At 44.5% G+C, this 14,285-nt stretch carries 16 protein-coding genes and 1 pseudogene; 10 read left to right on the top strand and 7 right to left on the bottom strand.

Annotation, left to right across the window (positions count from 1 at the left end; genetic code table 11):
- Positions 1–11: 11 nt before the first annotated feature.
- Together ABWP14_RS01890 and ABWP14_RS01885 are read left to right on the top strand one after the other, a co-directional pair.
- The gene (locus tag ABWP14_RS01890; protein WP_028819004.1) at positions 12–203 is read left to right on the top strand and encodes a hypothetical protein; all 192 of its coding nucleotides are present in this window, start codon (positions 12–14) and stop codon (positions 201–203) included.
- A 65-nt stretch (positions 204–268) separates the two neighbouring features.
- Positions 269–445 carry a hypothetical protein gene (locus tag ABWP14_RS01885; RefSeq protein WP_353201271.1) on the top strand — a complete coding sequence of 59 codons (177 nt, stop codon included), beginning with the start codon at positions 269–271 and terminating at the stop codon, positions 443–445.
- A gap of 195 nt (positions 446–640) precedes the next feature.
- Here the strand turns inward: ABWP14_RS01885 and ABWP14_RS11510 are convergent.
- Positions 641–862: pseudogene (locus ABWP14_RS11510) on the bottom strand (oxidoreductase); the annotation flags it as partial.
- A gap of 129 nt (positions 863–991) precedes the next feature.
- On the opposite strand from ABWP14_RS11510, the gene ABWP14_RS01875 reads away from it, so the two are divergent.
- Positions 992–1,159 (top strand): rubredoxin, encoded by a 168-nt coding sequence (locus tag ABWP14_RS01875; protein WP_353201269.1) that lies wholly within the window; start codon positions 992–994, stop codon positions 1,157–1,159.
- Between the two features lie 38 nt (positions 1,160–1,197).
- On the top strand, positions 1,198–2,367 hold the full coding sequence (locus ABWP14_RS01870; protein WP_353201268.1) for an NAD(P)/FAD-dependent oxidoreductase: 1,170 nt from the start codon (positions 1,198–1,200) through the stop codon (positions 2,365–2,367).
- A gap of 80 nt (positions 2,368–2,447) precedes the next feature.
- Here ABWP14_RS01870 and ABWP14_RS01865 read toward each other — a convergent pair whose 3' ends face one another.
- Complete coding sequence (locus ABWP14_RS01865; RefSeq protein ID WP_353201267.1) at positions 2,448–3,041, bottom strand: urate hydroxylase PuuD; 594 nt, start codon at positions 3,039–3,041, stop codon at positions 2,448–2,450.
- Positions 3,042–3,185: 144 nt separating this feature from the next.
- Here ABWP14_RS01865 and ABWP14_RS01860 point away from each other — a divergent pair, with 144 nt between their 5' ends.
- Together ABWP14_RS01860 and ABWP14_RS01855 are read left to right on the top strand one after the other, a co-directional pair.
- On the top strand, positions 3,186–4,130 hold the full coding sequence (locus tag ABWP14_RS01860) for a hydroxymethylglutaryl-CoA lyase (RefSeq protein ID WP_353201266.1): 945 nt from the start codon (positions 3,186–3,188) through the stop codon (positions 4,128–4,130).
- 24 nt (positions 4,131–4,154) lie between these two features.
- The gene (locus ABWP14_RS01855) at positions 4,155–5,135 is read left to right on the top strand and encodes a Bug family tripartite tricarboxylate transporter substrate binding protein (protein WP_353201265.1); all 981 of its coding nucleotides are present in this window, start codon (positions 4,155–4,157) and stop codon (positions 5,133–5,135) included.
- A gap of 40 nt (positions 5,136–5,175) precedes the next feature.
- Here ABWP14_RS01855 and ABWP14_RS01850 read toward each other — a convergent pair whose 3' ends face one another.
- The 5 genes from ABWP14_RS01850 to ABWP14_RS01830 all read right to left on the bottom strand — a co-directional run bounded on the left by ABWP14_RS01850 (position 5,176) and on the right by ABWP14_RS01830 (position 10,403).
- Positions 5,176–5,952, bottom strand: coding sequence for a 3-hydroxybutyrate dehydrogenase (locus tag ABWP14_RS01850; RefSeq protein WP_353201264.1), 777 nt, complete (start codon positions 5,950–5,952; stop codon positions 5,176–5,178).
- A 127-nt stretch (positions 5,953–6,079) separates the two neighbouring features.
- A complete protein-coding gene (locus ABWP14_RS01845; RefSeq protein WP_353201263.1) occupies positions 6,080–8,476 on the bottom strand; it encodes a xanthine dehydrogenase family protein molybdopterin-binding subunit in 2,397 nt (798 codons plus the stop codon).
- A 20-nt stretch (positions 8,477–8,496) separates the two neighbouring features.
- Positions 8,497–9,006 (bottom strand): (2Fe-2S)-binding protein, encoded by a 510-nt coding sequence (locus ABWP14_RS01840; RefSeq protein ID WP_353201262.1) that lies wholly within the window; start codon positions 9,004–9,006, stop codon positions 8,497–8,499.
- A 28-nt stretch (positions 9,007–9,034) separates the two neighbouring features.
- The gene (locus ABWP14_RS01835; RefSeq protein WP_353201261.1) at positions 9,035–9,889 is read right to left on the bottom strand and encodes an FAD binding domain-containing protein; all 855 of its coding nucleotides are present in this window, start codon (positions 9,887–9,889) and stop codon (positions 9,035–9,037) included.
- A 37-nt stretch (positions 9,890–9,926) separates the two neighbouring features.
- The gene (locus ABWP14_RS01830; protein ID WP_353201260.1) at positions 9,927–10,403 is read right to left on the bottom strand and encodes an SRPBCC family protein; all 477 of its coding nucleotides are present in this window, start codon (positions 10,401–10,403) and stop codon (positions 9,927–9,929) included.
- 112 nt (positions 10,404–10,515) lie between these two features.
- Between ABWP14_RS01830 and ABWP14_RS01825 the strand changes: the two genes are divergently transcribed.
- From ABWP14_RS01825 to ABWP14_RS01810, 4 genes are all read left to right on the top strand, one after another.
- Positions 10,516–11,208, top strand: coding sequence for a TetR/AcrR family transcriptional regulator (locus tag ABWP14_RS01825; RefSeq protein ID WP_353201259.1), 693 nt, complete (start codon positions 10,516–10,518; stop codon positions 11,206–11,208).
- 14 nt (positions 11,209–11,222) lie between these two features.
- Complete coding sequence (locus ABWP14_RS01820) at positions 11,223–11,681, top strand: VOC family protein (RefSeq protein WP_353201258.1); 459 nt, start codon at positions 11,223–11,225, stop codon at positions 11,679–11,681.
- Between the two features lie 10 nt (positions 11,682–11,691).
- Positions 11,692–12,933: an FAD binding domain-containing protein gene (locus ABWP14_RS01815; protein WP_353201257.1), complete on the top strand. Its 1,242-nt coding sequence runs from the start codon at positions 11,692–11,694 to the stop codon at positions 12,931–12,933.
- A gap of 75 nt (positions 12,934–13,008) precedes the next feature.
- Positions 13,009–14,244 carry an ABC transporter substrate-binding protein gene (locus ABWP14_RS01810; protein ID WP_353201256.1) on the top strand — a complete coding sequence of 412 codons (1,236 nt, stop codon included), beginning with the start codon at positions 13,009–13,011 and terminating at the stop codon, positions 14,242–14,244.
- The last annotated feature ends 41 nt before the right edge of the window (positions 14,245–14,285 follow it).

The following is a 14,285-nucleotide window of genomic DNA, read 5'->3' as shown; positions in this document are numbered from 1 at the left end:
AGGCGGTACACATGAAACGAGTAGTAGATATTTTTAAAAATCGTGGTCGCGAACTGGTCTGGACATATGTCATTGACCTACGAAATGATGAAGAATTTCATCCTGGACAAGCTGATTTTGAGGCAGAAGCCTTAAGGCTCTCTCAAATAGACAAGAGAGGCGCAGCAAATGAGCTGAGCGCGAAAGTTCGGCTCAATCATTGAGTACATATTAGAATTTGCATGAAGCAATATATGGGACTTGAAAGACCTTACAGGAATATTAAAAAATGAAACCCCTTAGTAAAAAAGCAAAGATGGCGATTGGTTGGACAATATTAATAACGGTGATTGGAACTGCGACACTACATCAATGGCAATTCTTTGCCATGGGCTGCGCCTCTATCGCCCTACTTTTAGTTGCAAACCATTACGATCTTCTAAAAGATCCGGAAGATAAAAAATAAGATCTCTAGAGTATTCAAGGATCTTATCTATTTCCCTAAAGAGGAATTTACTTTAAGGCTGGGTAATCGGTATAGCCAAGCTCATTGCCACCATAAAACGTTCTACCAAATCAGGATTAGAGATAAATAAGCGCCCATAGGCAACTGCATCTGCTAAGCCATCTTCTTGCACCTCCTCGCCCGTTGCCTGATCATAGCCACCAGCCCAGGATAGCCCATCCCCAAGTTTGAGATCTGAGAAGCCTCAGAAATAATCAAGCCGGCACTAGCACGCTACGCATAGTATGTTTTAGCCAGGGGATTTGGAACATGATCTGCCACAGCTCGCATCCTGGTAAGTGGAGCCATTACTGAGCGATTCTTGAGTTCAATTGCTCCTAGACTTACGGTGGAAAACATCAGTTCTTTGCTAGACATAAGCAATCCTTCTATTAACTTAAAAAATATATTGGAATCGATGACTGTAAAAAGTTTTTTCTTAATTTCGCTAAATGAACGCTGGACTCAAATTCAATTTAAAATCAAATGACCATTAAGGAAAAAATCATGAATACATGGCAATGTATCGTATGTGGATTTATCTATGAGGAAGTCAAAGGCTTACCCGAGGATGGAATTGCTCCTGGCACTGCCTGGCCTGATATTCCAGACAGTTGGGAATGCCCAGACTGTGGCGTCTCAAAATCGGACTTTGAGATGGTTCAAATCAGCTAAGCCACTAAATTTGTAGTACCTCATTAGGGAGCCTCACCTTGAATCAAGAAACTCAATCTACGCAAGCAAGTATCACCATCATTGGGAGCGGCTTAGCGGGATACACCGTGATTCGAGAGATTCGCAAATTAGATAAGTATGTTCCGATTACGCTGATCACTAAGGAGCCTGGCTATTTTTACTCCAAGCCAATGCTCTCTACTGCCCTCGCAAACAAGAAAGATGCGAAGCAATTGATCTCTACTCCATCAGCAGAAATGGCCTCGCAATTATCAATTAAGATCCTAGGCCAAACTGAGGTGAGTGCAATCAATCTAGAACAGCAAGAGATCAAAACCCAACAGGGACTTATTCCCTATAGCAAATTAGTCTTAGCGCTGGGAGCAGATCAAATACACCTGCCACTCCAAGGGAGTGCATCAAATGAAATACTGACTGTCAATGATTTAGAGGACTACGAAAAATTTCGTCAGCAAATTCACGGGAAAAAGAGAGTAGCAATTCTCGGTGCTGGCCTGATTGGCTGTGAGTTTGCGAATGATCTTGTCTTAGGTGGTTTTGAAGTCGATGTAATTGACATGGCACCACAGGCTCTTGGTCGTTTATTACCGCAAGAAGCATCTCAAGAGTTGGCAAGTAAATTACACTCGGCTGGGGTGAGCTGGCACTTTAGCACTACCTTGCAAAGCATAGATCATCAAGCTAGTGTTCTGAGACTCACTCTTGCGAATGGCACATCATTACTCTGTGATGCGGTGTTATCAGCAATAGGATTAAAACCAAGACTTGAGTTAGCTAAATCTGCTGGTATACAAACAAATGTTGGGATCATCGTCAATCGCGAATTAGAGACAAGTGCAAAGAATGTCTACTCACTTGGAGATTGTGCTGAAGTTGATGGTCTAGTGCTCCCTTATGTCATGCCAATCATGCAAGCTGCGAGAGCCTTAGCACCAAGCCTAATTGGCCAAAGAACAGCTCTCAGTTATCCAGCAATGCCAGTGATGGTGAAGACCCCTGCAATGCCCACTATAGTTTCGCCACCTGCAAAAAATGCCAATGGGCAATGGAAAACAAAAATCATTGATGGTGGTTTAGAAGCCCGTTTTGAGTCTGCAGATGGGAAATTACTCGGCTTTGCCCTCATGGGAAGTGCTACAGCGCAGCGCGCAGTGCTTATAAAAGAGTTACCCCCTCTACTCAGTTAAATGGATTTGACATTGATGGATGAAATTAAAAAGGCCCGCTGTGCGGGCCTTTTGCAACAAGTACTGTTTGTAAATCTAGTTTATGAAACGACAACAAACCAAGTTGTATTATGTGATTGGGCACTCATCAAGAACAACATAGGAATCGAAAGCACTGTGTTCAAACGGGATGTCAACATTGCAACCCGCGCGGACTTTGCTTTGACAGCAGCTTCAACGGTCACAATACCTAGGGCACGTTTTTGATTGGGCCAAATAATGAACCAAACGTTGAAGGCCATGATCAAAGCAATCCACATCCCTAAACCAATTGCGCGAAATGGCGCTTGCAAGGTAAATGCTTGATGCAAGTAACCACTCAAATAAGCCACAATCAAACCCGTTATTACTGTGAATAATGCTGCATAGCGGAACCAAAACAAAGCTGTTGGGGCAATGACTTTACTAATGGCAGGTTTTTGCTCATCAGGAATTTTTGGCATGGAAGGAATTTGCACAAAGTTGAAGTACCAGAGTAAGCCAATCCACATCGTACCAACCATCACGTGCAACCAACGGAAAATAAATGGCCATTCAGGAGAGCTAAAGTTATTCCCAAAAGCCAGAATAATCAAAACGAGGAGCACAAACCCTGCTAATACTGTGCGCCCTAATGAGGTCAAAATTGAAGCCATGAGAGGATCTCCTTTATATAAGAATGCGATGTTACTATAAACGATTCCACTAATCTTGTTGAATTCGAGTCAAAAATGGAATTCTTACTTAAGATAGGTGCTTAATCCCCTAAGGGCAATAAACCCTGGTAGGATTGGAAAATAATGCCGGAGCTATTGACCATTAGCAGCCCAAAAAGACTTTATCTTCAAGAGGTAGTAACGCGCGACGGATTTCAGGCGGAGAGTCATTTTGTTGCAACTAAAGAAAAAATTGCTCTCATTAATCGCTTGAGTCGGGCTGGGTACGCGAAAATTGAAGTGACCTCCTTCACTAGCCCAAAAGCAATCCCCATGTTGGCTGATGCAGAAGCAGTCATGAAGGGAATCGATCGGTTTCCGGGTGTGGAGTATACGGTCCTTATTCCTAACCTAAAAGGTGCTGAGCGTGCAGTCCATGTGGGTGTTGATGAATTTAATTTAGTGATGTCAGTCAGCGAAGCTCATAATCTGGCCAACCTCAAGATGGGACGCGAAGACTCCTTTAAGGCCTTAAGCTCCGTCATCGAATTAGCTCACCAACAAAAGATACCGGTCAATATTTCCCTCTCAACCAGCTTTGGCTGCCCCATGACCGGCATTACCTCTCTCGCAGATCTGATGCATTGGGTCGATCGTTTTGCAGCGTTAGGCGTAAGAGGCTTTACGATTTGTGATACCACTGGTATGGCAAACCCTGAACAAGTTCAAACTGTATGCCAAGCTGTACTGAGTAAGTATCCTCGATTGCAATGGACCCTACATTTTCATAATACGAGGGGTATGGGCATTGCCAATGCACTGTCAGCCGTGAATAGCGGTATTGATCGATTTGATTCTTCTCTAGGCGGCTTGGGCGGGTGTCCCTATGCCCCAGGGGCTACAGGAAACATTTGTACTGAAGAATTAGTGCATATGTTTGATCTAATGGGTTTTGATACTCATATGGATATTGATACACTATTGACATGTTCTCAAGATCTACAGTCTTTGATTGGTCGCACCTTACCCAGTCAGTTATTAATGGCTGGAAAAGTAGATAATCTCCACATTGCTCCTTGTCAACCCTAAAGTGAATACACACGAGACATCATCATGCAATTCATCCATCTGAATACAGTATTGACCACTCTCATTCTTGCGATCCTCAATCTTGCATCAGCAGCATATGCTCAAGAATTTCCTCCAAAGAAAACCATCACGATGGTAGTTGGATTTGCGCCTGGAGGCTCAGCAGATACTGCTGCTCGTCTGATTGCCAAAAAGCTTAGTGAAGACTTGGGTCAGAATGTCATTGTGGATAATAAGCCTGGGGCTGGCGGCAATATTGCACATGCATTTACTGCTAATGCCACACCAGATGGATCAGTCATTTTATTTGGCTCAATTGGTCCCCTTTCAATTGCGCCCAATCTCATGAAGCTACCTTACGATCCTCAAAAGGATTTAGCACCACTCACTATGGGCGTTACCTTCCCCAATGTGCTGGTTGTAATTCCTGAATTGGGTGTGAAAAGTTTCAAAGAATATATTGCAATGGCCAAAAAGAATCCAGGCAAGATTACATTCGCATCAACTGGCAGCGGATCTGCCTCACATCTACAGGGTGAACTATTGAATGTGCGTGCTGATATTGATACCGTACACGTTCCCTACAAGGGTGGCAGTCCTGCAATGATAGATCTTCTTGGTGGACGTATTTCTTCGTACTATGCTGCTTTAGCCACTGCCGATCCTTATATCAAGAATGGCAAACTCATTACCATCGCTACTACTGGATTAAAGCGCGCCCCTACCCTCCCTAATGTTCCCACCATCGCTGAATCAGGTTTCCCTGGCTTTGATGCTGAAAATTGGTATGCTTTTGTTGCCCCAGGCAAAACACCAGATTTCATTTTAGAAAAATGGAATAAAGCGATAGTTGCAGTACTCAATGACAAAGCAATTAACAAGCAATTGTCTGAACATGGCTTAACTCCTAATCCAGGAAGCCGTGAAGACTTGGCAAAATACATTGCAAGTCAATCTAGCACTTGGGGCAAAATTATTACCGATAGAAAAATTACAGCCGAGTAAGTTACCCGGCTGTAATTGAATAAGAATACAGGCTAGGATCTTATTGAGCGGCCCAACCACCATCCATATTCCAAGCCACTCCTCGAATCTCAGAGGCGTCTTGACCACAGAGAAATACGGCTAAAGCCCCTAGCTGCTCAGGAGTTACAAACTCTCCTGAGGGTTGCTTCTCTGAAACTAAAGCCTGCTTCGCCGCATCATTCGAAATACCCTCTCGTTCAGCGCGAGCATCGACCTGCTTTTGCACTAAAGGTGTGAGTACCCAGCCAGGACAAATTGCATTACAGGTAATACCCGTGAGGGCATTTTCTAAAGCAGTTACCTTGGTTAAGCCAACAAGGCCATGCTTAGCAGCGACATAAGCAGACTTTTGTGTAGAAGCTACTAAACCATGGACTGAGGCAATATTAATAATCCGACCCCAATTGCGTTTCTTCATACCAGGAAGTGCATGGTGCGTCGTATGAAATGCAGAGCTCAAGTTAATCGCGATAATAGCGTCCCATTTTTCTGTGAGAAAGTCTTCAATGTTTGCCGTATGCTGAATACCAGCGTTATTTACTAAGATATCTAAAGAGCCAAAACGCTTTTCAGTGTATTTAATGAGTTCTTCGATTTCGACTGGCTTACTCATATCGGCGCCGTGATAGTCAAGCTCTACGCCGCAGGACTTGATAAGGGCCATAGCAGCATCTTTTTCCCCAAAACCATTCATCATAATATTGGCGCCTTGCTTAGCCAATGCCATAGCCATTCCTAAGCCAATACCGCTGGTTGAACCTGTCACCAGGGCTGTTTTACCTTTTAATGTAGACATATCTTTCAATACCGTATCAAGTTAATCAAAGTCTCGCCCACAAAGGGCATAAGCACTTGATGTTACAGGATCTACATACCCCATTAGAGTGGGGTATGTACCAAGACTCTGAGGACCAAAATAGGACTTAGATCTTTTTCAGCGCCCGTAAAATCTTTTCGGAGGTAATAGGTTGATCAAACACTGCAACGTTAAAAGGTGCTAAAGCGTCATTGATTGCATTTTGGACGGCCCCAGGAGCGCCAGCTGTCCCAGCTTCTCCAGCCCCTTTTGCGCCTAGCTTAGATGACTGAGTAGGTGTTTCTACGTGAGCTACTTCGATATCAGGCATTTCATTTGCCATGGGTACAAGATAGTCAGCCATGCTGCCATTTCTAAGCAGACCGCTCTCATCATAGAGACACTCTTCAAATAACACACCACCGATGCCCTGAACAATCGCTCCTCGCACTTGTTCATCCACCAACATCGGATTAAGAACGCGTCCGCAATCTTCAACAGCCCAATGCTTGAGTAATTTTACAAATCCAGTTTCTGGGTCAATTTCAACATATGAGGCTTGAACGCCATTAGTAAAGATAAAGGGATATTCTTTTTGAGTGTAATGCCGCGTTACCATAAGGTCAGCTGAAAATCCAGCAGGCAAAGTATCGGTACGGAAATAACCGATGCGGCCAATCTCACCAAATGGCAATAATTGCTCACCCGTTGTCTTATCTAGAACATATCCTCGGCGAATCGATAAATCAGAAGTAGGTCGATTTAAAATGACGCCTGCTAGTTTCAGAATATTTTCTTGTAAAGCTTGGCAAGCTAGTAATACAGCTTCGCCGCCAACACCAGCACCGCGAGAGGCCCAGGTACCGCCACCATAAGGCGTAACGTCAGTATCACCAGTGACGATGCGAACCTGATTAATTGAAACACCTACTGCATCTGCAGCAATTTGGGCATAAATACCCTCTGTACCCTGCCCCTGTTCACCAACACCGATCAATACTGACACCACACCACTTGGATCCAAGCGCACAGTTGCGCCGTCCTGTGAGGCAATACGTGCGCCCCCTACACCATAAAAAGCAGGGCTTGGATTAGTTAATTCAATCAGTGTGGCAAAGCCAATGCCGCGATAAATTCCCTGTTGACGCAATTGCTCTTGCTCTTTACGCAGGGCAGAATAATCCATCATTTTTTCAATCGTACGCAAGCATTGCTCATGCGATAAAACTTCGAGCTTAATCCCTGAAATTCCAGTACAGGGATAGGCGTCATCGGGAATGACATTTCGCTTGCGAAACTCCAGGGGATCCATCTGCAGCTTTTGTGCTGCTAAATCAACCAAACCCTCTGTCACCGCGCATGCAATCGGGTGGCCTACTCCTCGGTATTGACAAGTAGGTGTTTTGTTCTGAAAGACCACATCTAATTTAGCTCGGTAGTGCTGATGTTTATAAGGACCGCCCACCAAGTTCACTACTTGATTTCCTTCAATTGCACTAGTTCTAGGGAACATTGAATAAGGTCCAATAGCTGTTAAGTCATCGATCTCAAAGGCCAAAATATCGCCCGCTTTATTAGCAGCAATACGCCCTTTAATGCGATGTTCTCTTGCGTGAATATCGCTAGTGAAAGATTCAAGACGGTCAGCCACAAACTTTACTGGCCGCTCAAGCATCATCGCCAAGCCAACTGTCGCAAAGTCATCTGGGTATGCATGAACTTTAATGCCGAATGAGCCTCCAACATCTTTGCAAATGACATGCACATCAGATTCAGATAAGCCAAATTGACGGCAATATAAATCTTGCATCATATGTGGCGCTTGCTGCGAGTGATACACCGTTAAACGCTTATCGCCTGGGTTGTAATCTGCAATTTGACAGCGCGGCTCAAGAGTAACACCGGTATGTCGACCAAAACCAAAGGTAGCCTCAGCAACTACATCAGCATTTGCAAAAACTTCATCCACATTACCAACATCTAGGGTACGGGTAAAACATAAATTATCACCAAGCTCTGGATGTATAACTGGCGTTTTTGGATCTAAAGCAGACTCCATGGAAACCACGGCTGGTAATTCTTCCCACTCAACTTCAATCAGTTGCAAAGCATCTTCAGCTTGCGCACGGGTTTCAGCAACTACTGCCACCACTGGCTCACCTTGCCAGCATGCGCGGTCAATTGCTAAAGCATATTGTGGTGCTGACTTCATGCCTGGCAAGTGCCCCAAAGTGGCAACCCAAGGTTTACAAATTTTCGCCATCTCAACACCATCGACCACCATCAAAACACCTGGCATCTTTCTAGCCTGCTCTTGATGAATCTTGCCAATCTTCATATGCGCAACCGGCGATCGCCAATAAACAACGTGCCCCATCCGTGGCAACTTAATATCATCAATATAGGTGCCCTGTCCCTCTAAAAGGCGGCGAGCTCCATGTCTTGGCTCACTAACGCCGATATAGCGCTGGTCGTTAGTCACTGGATCAAGAACCAGTCCCTTCAAATCACTTGGCTTGTTCATAATGCGTTTTCCTAAATTAATTAAGCGTGAGCAATCACTGGTTTAATTTTTTGGCCACTAGCACGCGCAACTAATACATCAACGATGGCATCTACTATTGAGTGGTAGCCTGTACAACGACAATAATTACCAGAAATCCATTCACGTACTTCCTCGCGAGTCGCCTTGGGTCGCTTTTCAATTAACTCTGCAGCAGCTAAAAGCATTCCTGAGGAACAAAAGCCACATTGCATGGCATTACGCCGCATAAATGATTCTTGAAGATCCGCCAAGACGCCACTTTTTGTCAAACCCTCTACTGTCTCTACTTGACTGCCATCTGCTTGTATTGCTAGATATAAGCAGCCACGAATAATATGACCATCAACCTTAACAGTGCATGCACCACAGGCGCCTTGCTCACATCCTAGATGAGGTCCTTTTAAATGCAACTCTTCACGCAAAAAATCGACTAAATGGGTACGTGGCTCCACATCTGCAATCACTGGTAGCCCATTGACTGTCAATGAAATTCTTTTCTTGAGGCTCATTAAGATCTCCGCATTCTTATTTGATATGTCAGGAAACTAAGTGCTTAAGGCCGCGCTCAAGCAATACGCCGATTAAATGTTGCTTGGCCTCTGCACTATTAGTGATATCTGCAATGGCTTCAATTTCAGATCGTGCAGAGCTAACTGCTCTTGTAATTAACTCTGGGCTCACTACTTGGCCGTTGACAATTTCCTGGGCTTGGGGTGCCATGACAGGCGTGGTACCAACCGAGAAAAAAGTAAAGGCACAATCAGTCAATGCATCGCCCTGCTTCTTTGCCACTGCTGCCAATCCAGCTACAGCATAATCTCCATGGCGTCTCGATAGCTCATGAAAATAAAAAACTTGATTGCTACTCGCAATTGGAATTTCAGTTGCTACCAAAATATCATCAGGCTCAAGCGAGGTTGTATAGAGATCAATAAAAAAGTCTTGTGCAGATATTCGGCGCTCACCTGCAGGACCATGAATAATCATGGTAGCCCCTAATGTGAGACTGCACGCAGGCCACTCAGCAGCAGGATCACCATACGCCAAGGAGCCACCCCAGGTACCTAAATTACGGATAGCACGATGTGCAATATGAGGCGCTGCAGCTTTTAGTAAGGGCGCATGTTTAGCAATCAGCTCCGAATCTTCTATCTCAGTATGGGTGACTAATGCACCAATGCGCAAATGATCGCACTGTAATGTAATGCCTTTAAGCTCACTAATATCAGTGATATCAATGAGGATGCTTGGTTCCGAAAGACGCATATTTAAAGTGGCCAGTAAAGTTTGGCCGCCTGCAATAAGGCGTGCGTCCTCTCCTGCTTCCGCCAATAAAGAAAGAGCCTCTGGCAAGGCCTTTGGCTTTATATAATCAAATGCTGCGGCTTTCATTGTGTCTCCTTCACCACTAATTTTTATAAACTACTGTTTACTTCTTACTCGTATCAGACTCTAAAGTAACTGCTTCCCCGCCTAATTCTTTTGCAAACTTTTGAAAAAAATCATCCGCGATCTTCTTAGCAGATGCGCTTATTAAGCGCCCACCAATTTGACCTAACTTGCCGCCAATAGAAGCTTCGGTTGTATAAGAAACCAAAGTACCACCCTCAACTAGCTTTAATTCCACTCGTGATTTACCTTTAGCAAATCCAGCAGCACCTCCAGATCCTTCAAATGCCATTGAGCAAGACTGGTCTGGAATGATGTCGCTTAGGAGTAATTTCCCTGAAAAACGAGCCCTAACAGGTCCAATCTTGAACATTACCTTGGCATGGACCTCCTCGGGAGAAATGCGGCTAATCTCCTCGCAACCAGGAATTGACTTGGCCAGCACATCAATATCATTCAAGCCCTTCCAGACATCGGAGATTGGAGCAGCTATCAGTTGCTCGCCATTCAGTTCCATTAATTTTCCTTGGGGTTTGTACGAATAGAGTCTTATAGACCAATTGTTCAACAATGTACCATTATTTAACTTTTGGTCAATAGGTCCAAATTCGGATAAACCCTGAGAGCCCATGCCTTTAATCGAAGATAGGATTTCTAGCGTAAATTCAGCCGAAAATTCGGTAGGCTTAATGGCGCCAGCCAAGCGGAGAATGAATACCGTTGAGCGTAAACGCCAGATTCTGGACCGGGCTATTCAATTTTTCGCTAGACATGGCATAGATGGTCAACTCAGAAATTTGACCAAAGAGCTAGGCGTTACCCATACCCTGCTTTATCACTATTTCCCAACAAAGGACGCTCTTATTCAAGAAGTCTATAAGGAAGTATTTGAATCTCGATGGAAGCCAGAGTGGGAAGAATTATTAGATGATGAGAAACTAAGCCCCGAAGAAAAATTTAATGCCTTCTACTTGGACTACACCAATACCGTATTAACTCATGACTTTGTTCGAATCTTGATTTTTTCAGGCTTAAGCGACCACTCCATCAGCGATCGCTTTTTTGAGCTTTTACGTTCCCGCCTACTGCCAAGGCTAATTCGTGAAACGAGAAAGTACTGCGAACGATCGACTACGTCAAAACCGACCCAACGTGAGCTAGAGTTTTTAATGGGGCTCCATGGTGGCATTTTCTACATCGGAATGCGGCGTTGGATCTATGGACAAGCTATCTATGCAGTCGAGAGCCCCAATACCGAACAAGAAATTATTCATGATCGCGTCCAGTCCTACCTCCAATCTGCCAAATCCTTATTCGCGTAACTTAAAAGGTCACTATGTCAAATTTAAGCCTAAATCACTTCTCTCTTCGCAGTCTTGAGATCGAAAAAACGACAGAATTTTTTAGCAAGATATTGGGTTTAACTGTGGGGCCCAGACCAGAGTTTCCTTTTCCAGGAGTTTGGCTCTACAGCGGCGATGAAAATAGCTGGTCCAACGCTGTCTTGCATCTCATTGCAATTGATAAAAATGATCCAAATGGCTTAAAGAAATATCTTGGAGAGCGTGACCCCTCCTCTTTGCATGGATCTGGCGCAGTGGATCATATTGCCTTCTTTGCAAATGGTCTTGAAGAAAAAATTACACTTCTCAAAAAATTAAATGTCCCTTATCGCGAGCGCACTGTCCCAGTCCTCAAGCTGCACCAGATCTTTTTGGATGACCCTAATGGAGTGGTGATTGAATTAAATTATCCTGCAGACGAAAAAGCTGCGCTAGACGCTAAGACTGCATAAAAACTTATCTATGGCCAAAATCATTATCGTCGGCGGCTCATTAGGTGGGCTCTTTGCAGCTAATATTTTGTTGCGCCAAGGTCACGATGTCACTTTGCTAGAAAAAGCGACGGGCTCCTTAGATGGCCGTGGGGCGGGTATTGTGACGTACGATGCCTTGGCAGATGCACTGCGTCAGGCTGGTGTTAAGGTGGACGATACGCTCGGTGTGCCTGTAACACAGCGAGTCACTCTTGGTGCCGACGGTCAAATTTTAGGCATGATGGAATTGCCACAAATACTGACATCCTGGAGTCGTCTGTATCACATGCTAAAAGAATGCTTTCCAGTAGAGCGTTATGTTCAAGGAAAAGTTGTTAAAACTGTAAGTCAGACTGTTGAAGCCGTTCAAGTAAGTTGTGCTGATGGCAGTCGCTATGAAGCAGAACTTTTAATCGCTTCCGATGGAATACGCTCTGCTGTGAGAGCTCAAGTTGCCCCCGAGATACAACCAGAATATGCGGGTTACATTGCATGGCGTGGCGTCTGTGACGAGGCTTGCCTCTCTGCCTATACCTTAGATACTTTGTTTAATCGATTTGGTTTCTGCCTCCCCAAAGGAGAGCAAATGTTAGGCTATCCCGTTGCTGGTCATGGAAACGATACTCGGCCAGGTAAGCGTCGCTACAACTTTGTATGGTATCGACCCGCTTCAGAAAACGAGGAGCTAGTCAATCTGCTAACAGATGATGATGGCCATTACTATCCAACTGGTATTCCCCCTCTAAAAGTTTCGTGGAAACACATTGCGAAGATGCGACAAAAGGCTCAAGAAATTCTAGCGCCTCAGTTTGCAGAAATTCTGGAAAAGACAGCAGCCCCCTTCTTACAGCCAATTTATGATGTGCGCTCCGAAGAAATTGTTTTTGGGAGAATCGCCCTGATGGGTGATGCCGCATTTGTGGGTAGGCCTCATGTGGGTATGGGTGTCACTAAGGCTGGAGACGAGGCGATAGTGATTGCTAAATATATAACGCAACTAGGTGCCACCCCTGCAGCTTTAAAAGCCTACAGAGATGAACGCCTCAAGCTAGGCCAGCAAGTAGTAGCCAGAGCTCAATATTTAGGGCGTTATATGCAAGCGCAGGGCAGTAAAGGGGCTCCAAATAGCGAAAACCTCAAGAGAAATGCCGATACCGTGATGGCAGAGACTGCAATTGATATCAGTGATTTACTAGTTTTAGGGAAAGCAGTGCCTGAATCCACGCATTAATTGGTGCATTCAGTTAAGATTTACACAATAAAAAGTATTCTTATTTAAACAAAGTTTTATCTGGAGGAGACAACCATGAAACAAAAAGTAACGAATCAAACAAGAAGAAAAGTGTTAATCGGTGGAGCTACTGTAGCTAGCACTCCTCTTTGGTTAAATGTTGCCAATGCCCAGGCTGACACAATCAAGATCGGCTTTCCAGTACCATTAACGGGGCCCTTCTCTGCCGAGGCGCAAGACCAAGTCAAAGCCGCGGAACTGGCCATTAAAGAATTTAATGATGCTGGTGGCTTTAATGGTCGTAAAGCAGAACTTTTAGTGCGTGATGACAAACTGAATCCAGGCGAAGCTGCGACTCGTACCCTAGAGTTGATTGAAAAAGACAAGGTGAACTACGTGGTGGGCTCTCTATCAGCTGCCACTCAACTCTCCATCAATGCAGTCTGCAAAGAACGTAAGATTCTCTTTAACTCCATCAGTCAATCGGATGCTATTAATGAAATAAAAGACTGGAGTATATATACCTTCCACGAGGCATTAAACCCTCATATGACTGCGGGTGCACTGGCTCGCTACGCAATTCCACGCTTTGGTAAAAAGATTGTGTTTTTAACTGCTGACTATGCCTATGGCCATGAAATGGTTCGTGCCTTTGAGCGCGCCGGCAAAGAAATGGGGGCTACAACGCTAGCGGATATTCGCCATCCATTGGGTGCTTCTGATTACTCTGCTTTCTTGCCACGCATTAAAGCATTAAACCCAGATATTTTGGTGTTGTGTAACTTCGGTCGTGACCTAGTGAATGCGGCCAAACAATGTACCGACTTTGGCCTCAAGTCGAGCATGAAAATTATGGCACCTGTTTTGCTTTACACCGCACGTCTTGCAGGTGGTCCAGAGGCATTTGAAGGAATCATCGGTGGCACTTCTTATTACTGGGGTCTTGAAGATCGTATTCCTACGGCCAAAATATTTAATGATGCATTCCGAAAAATGTATAACGGCTCAGTACCATCCGATTACGGCGCATTAGGTTATGCAGGTATTAGGAGTGTTCTGGCTTCCGTCAAGATTGCCAAGTCAACCGATACCATGAAAGTCATTAGTGTCATGGAAAATCTCAAATACGACTGGTACAAAGGCCCCGAATACTATCGTAAGTGTGACCACCAAGCAGTTCAGACCGTCATCATTGTGGAATCCAAATCAAAGAATATGAAAGATAAATATGATGTCTTCAATATTCTGACGATTGAGCCCACCACTGAAAAGAACATGCGTACTTGTGCAGAGTTAGGCCACAAAGCCTAGGGCAAATATCAGGGTAATCAACTGAGCGCCCTGAACTACTC

The organism is Polynucleobacter sp. (genome assembly GCF_040400325.1).
In the GTDB taxonomy this organism is placed as follows: Bacteria; Pseudomonadota; Gammaproteobacteria; order Burkholderiales; family Burkholderiaceae; genus Polynucleobacter.
This window is presented reverse-complemented; position numbering and strand designations above follow the sequence as displayed.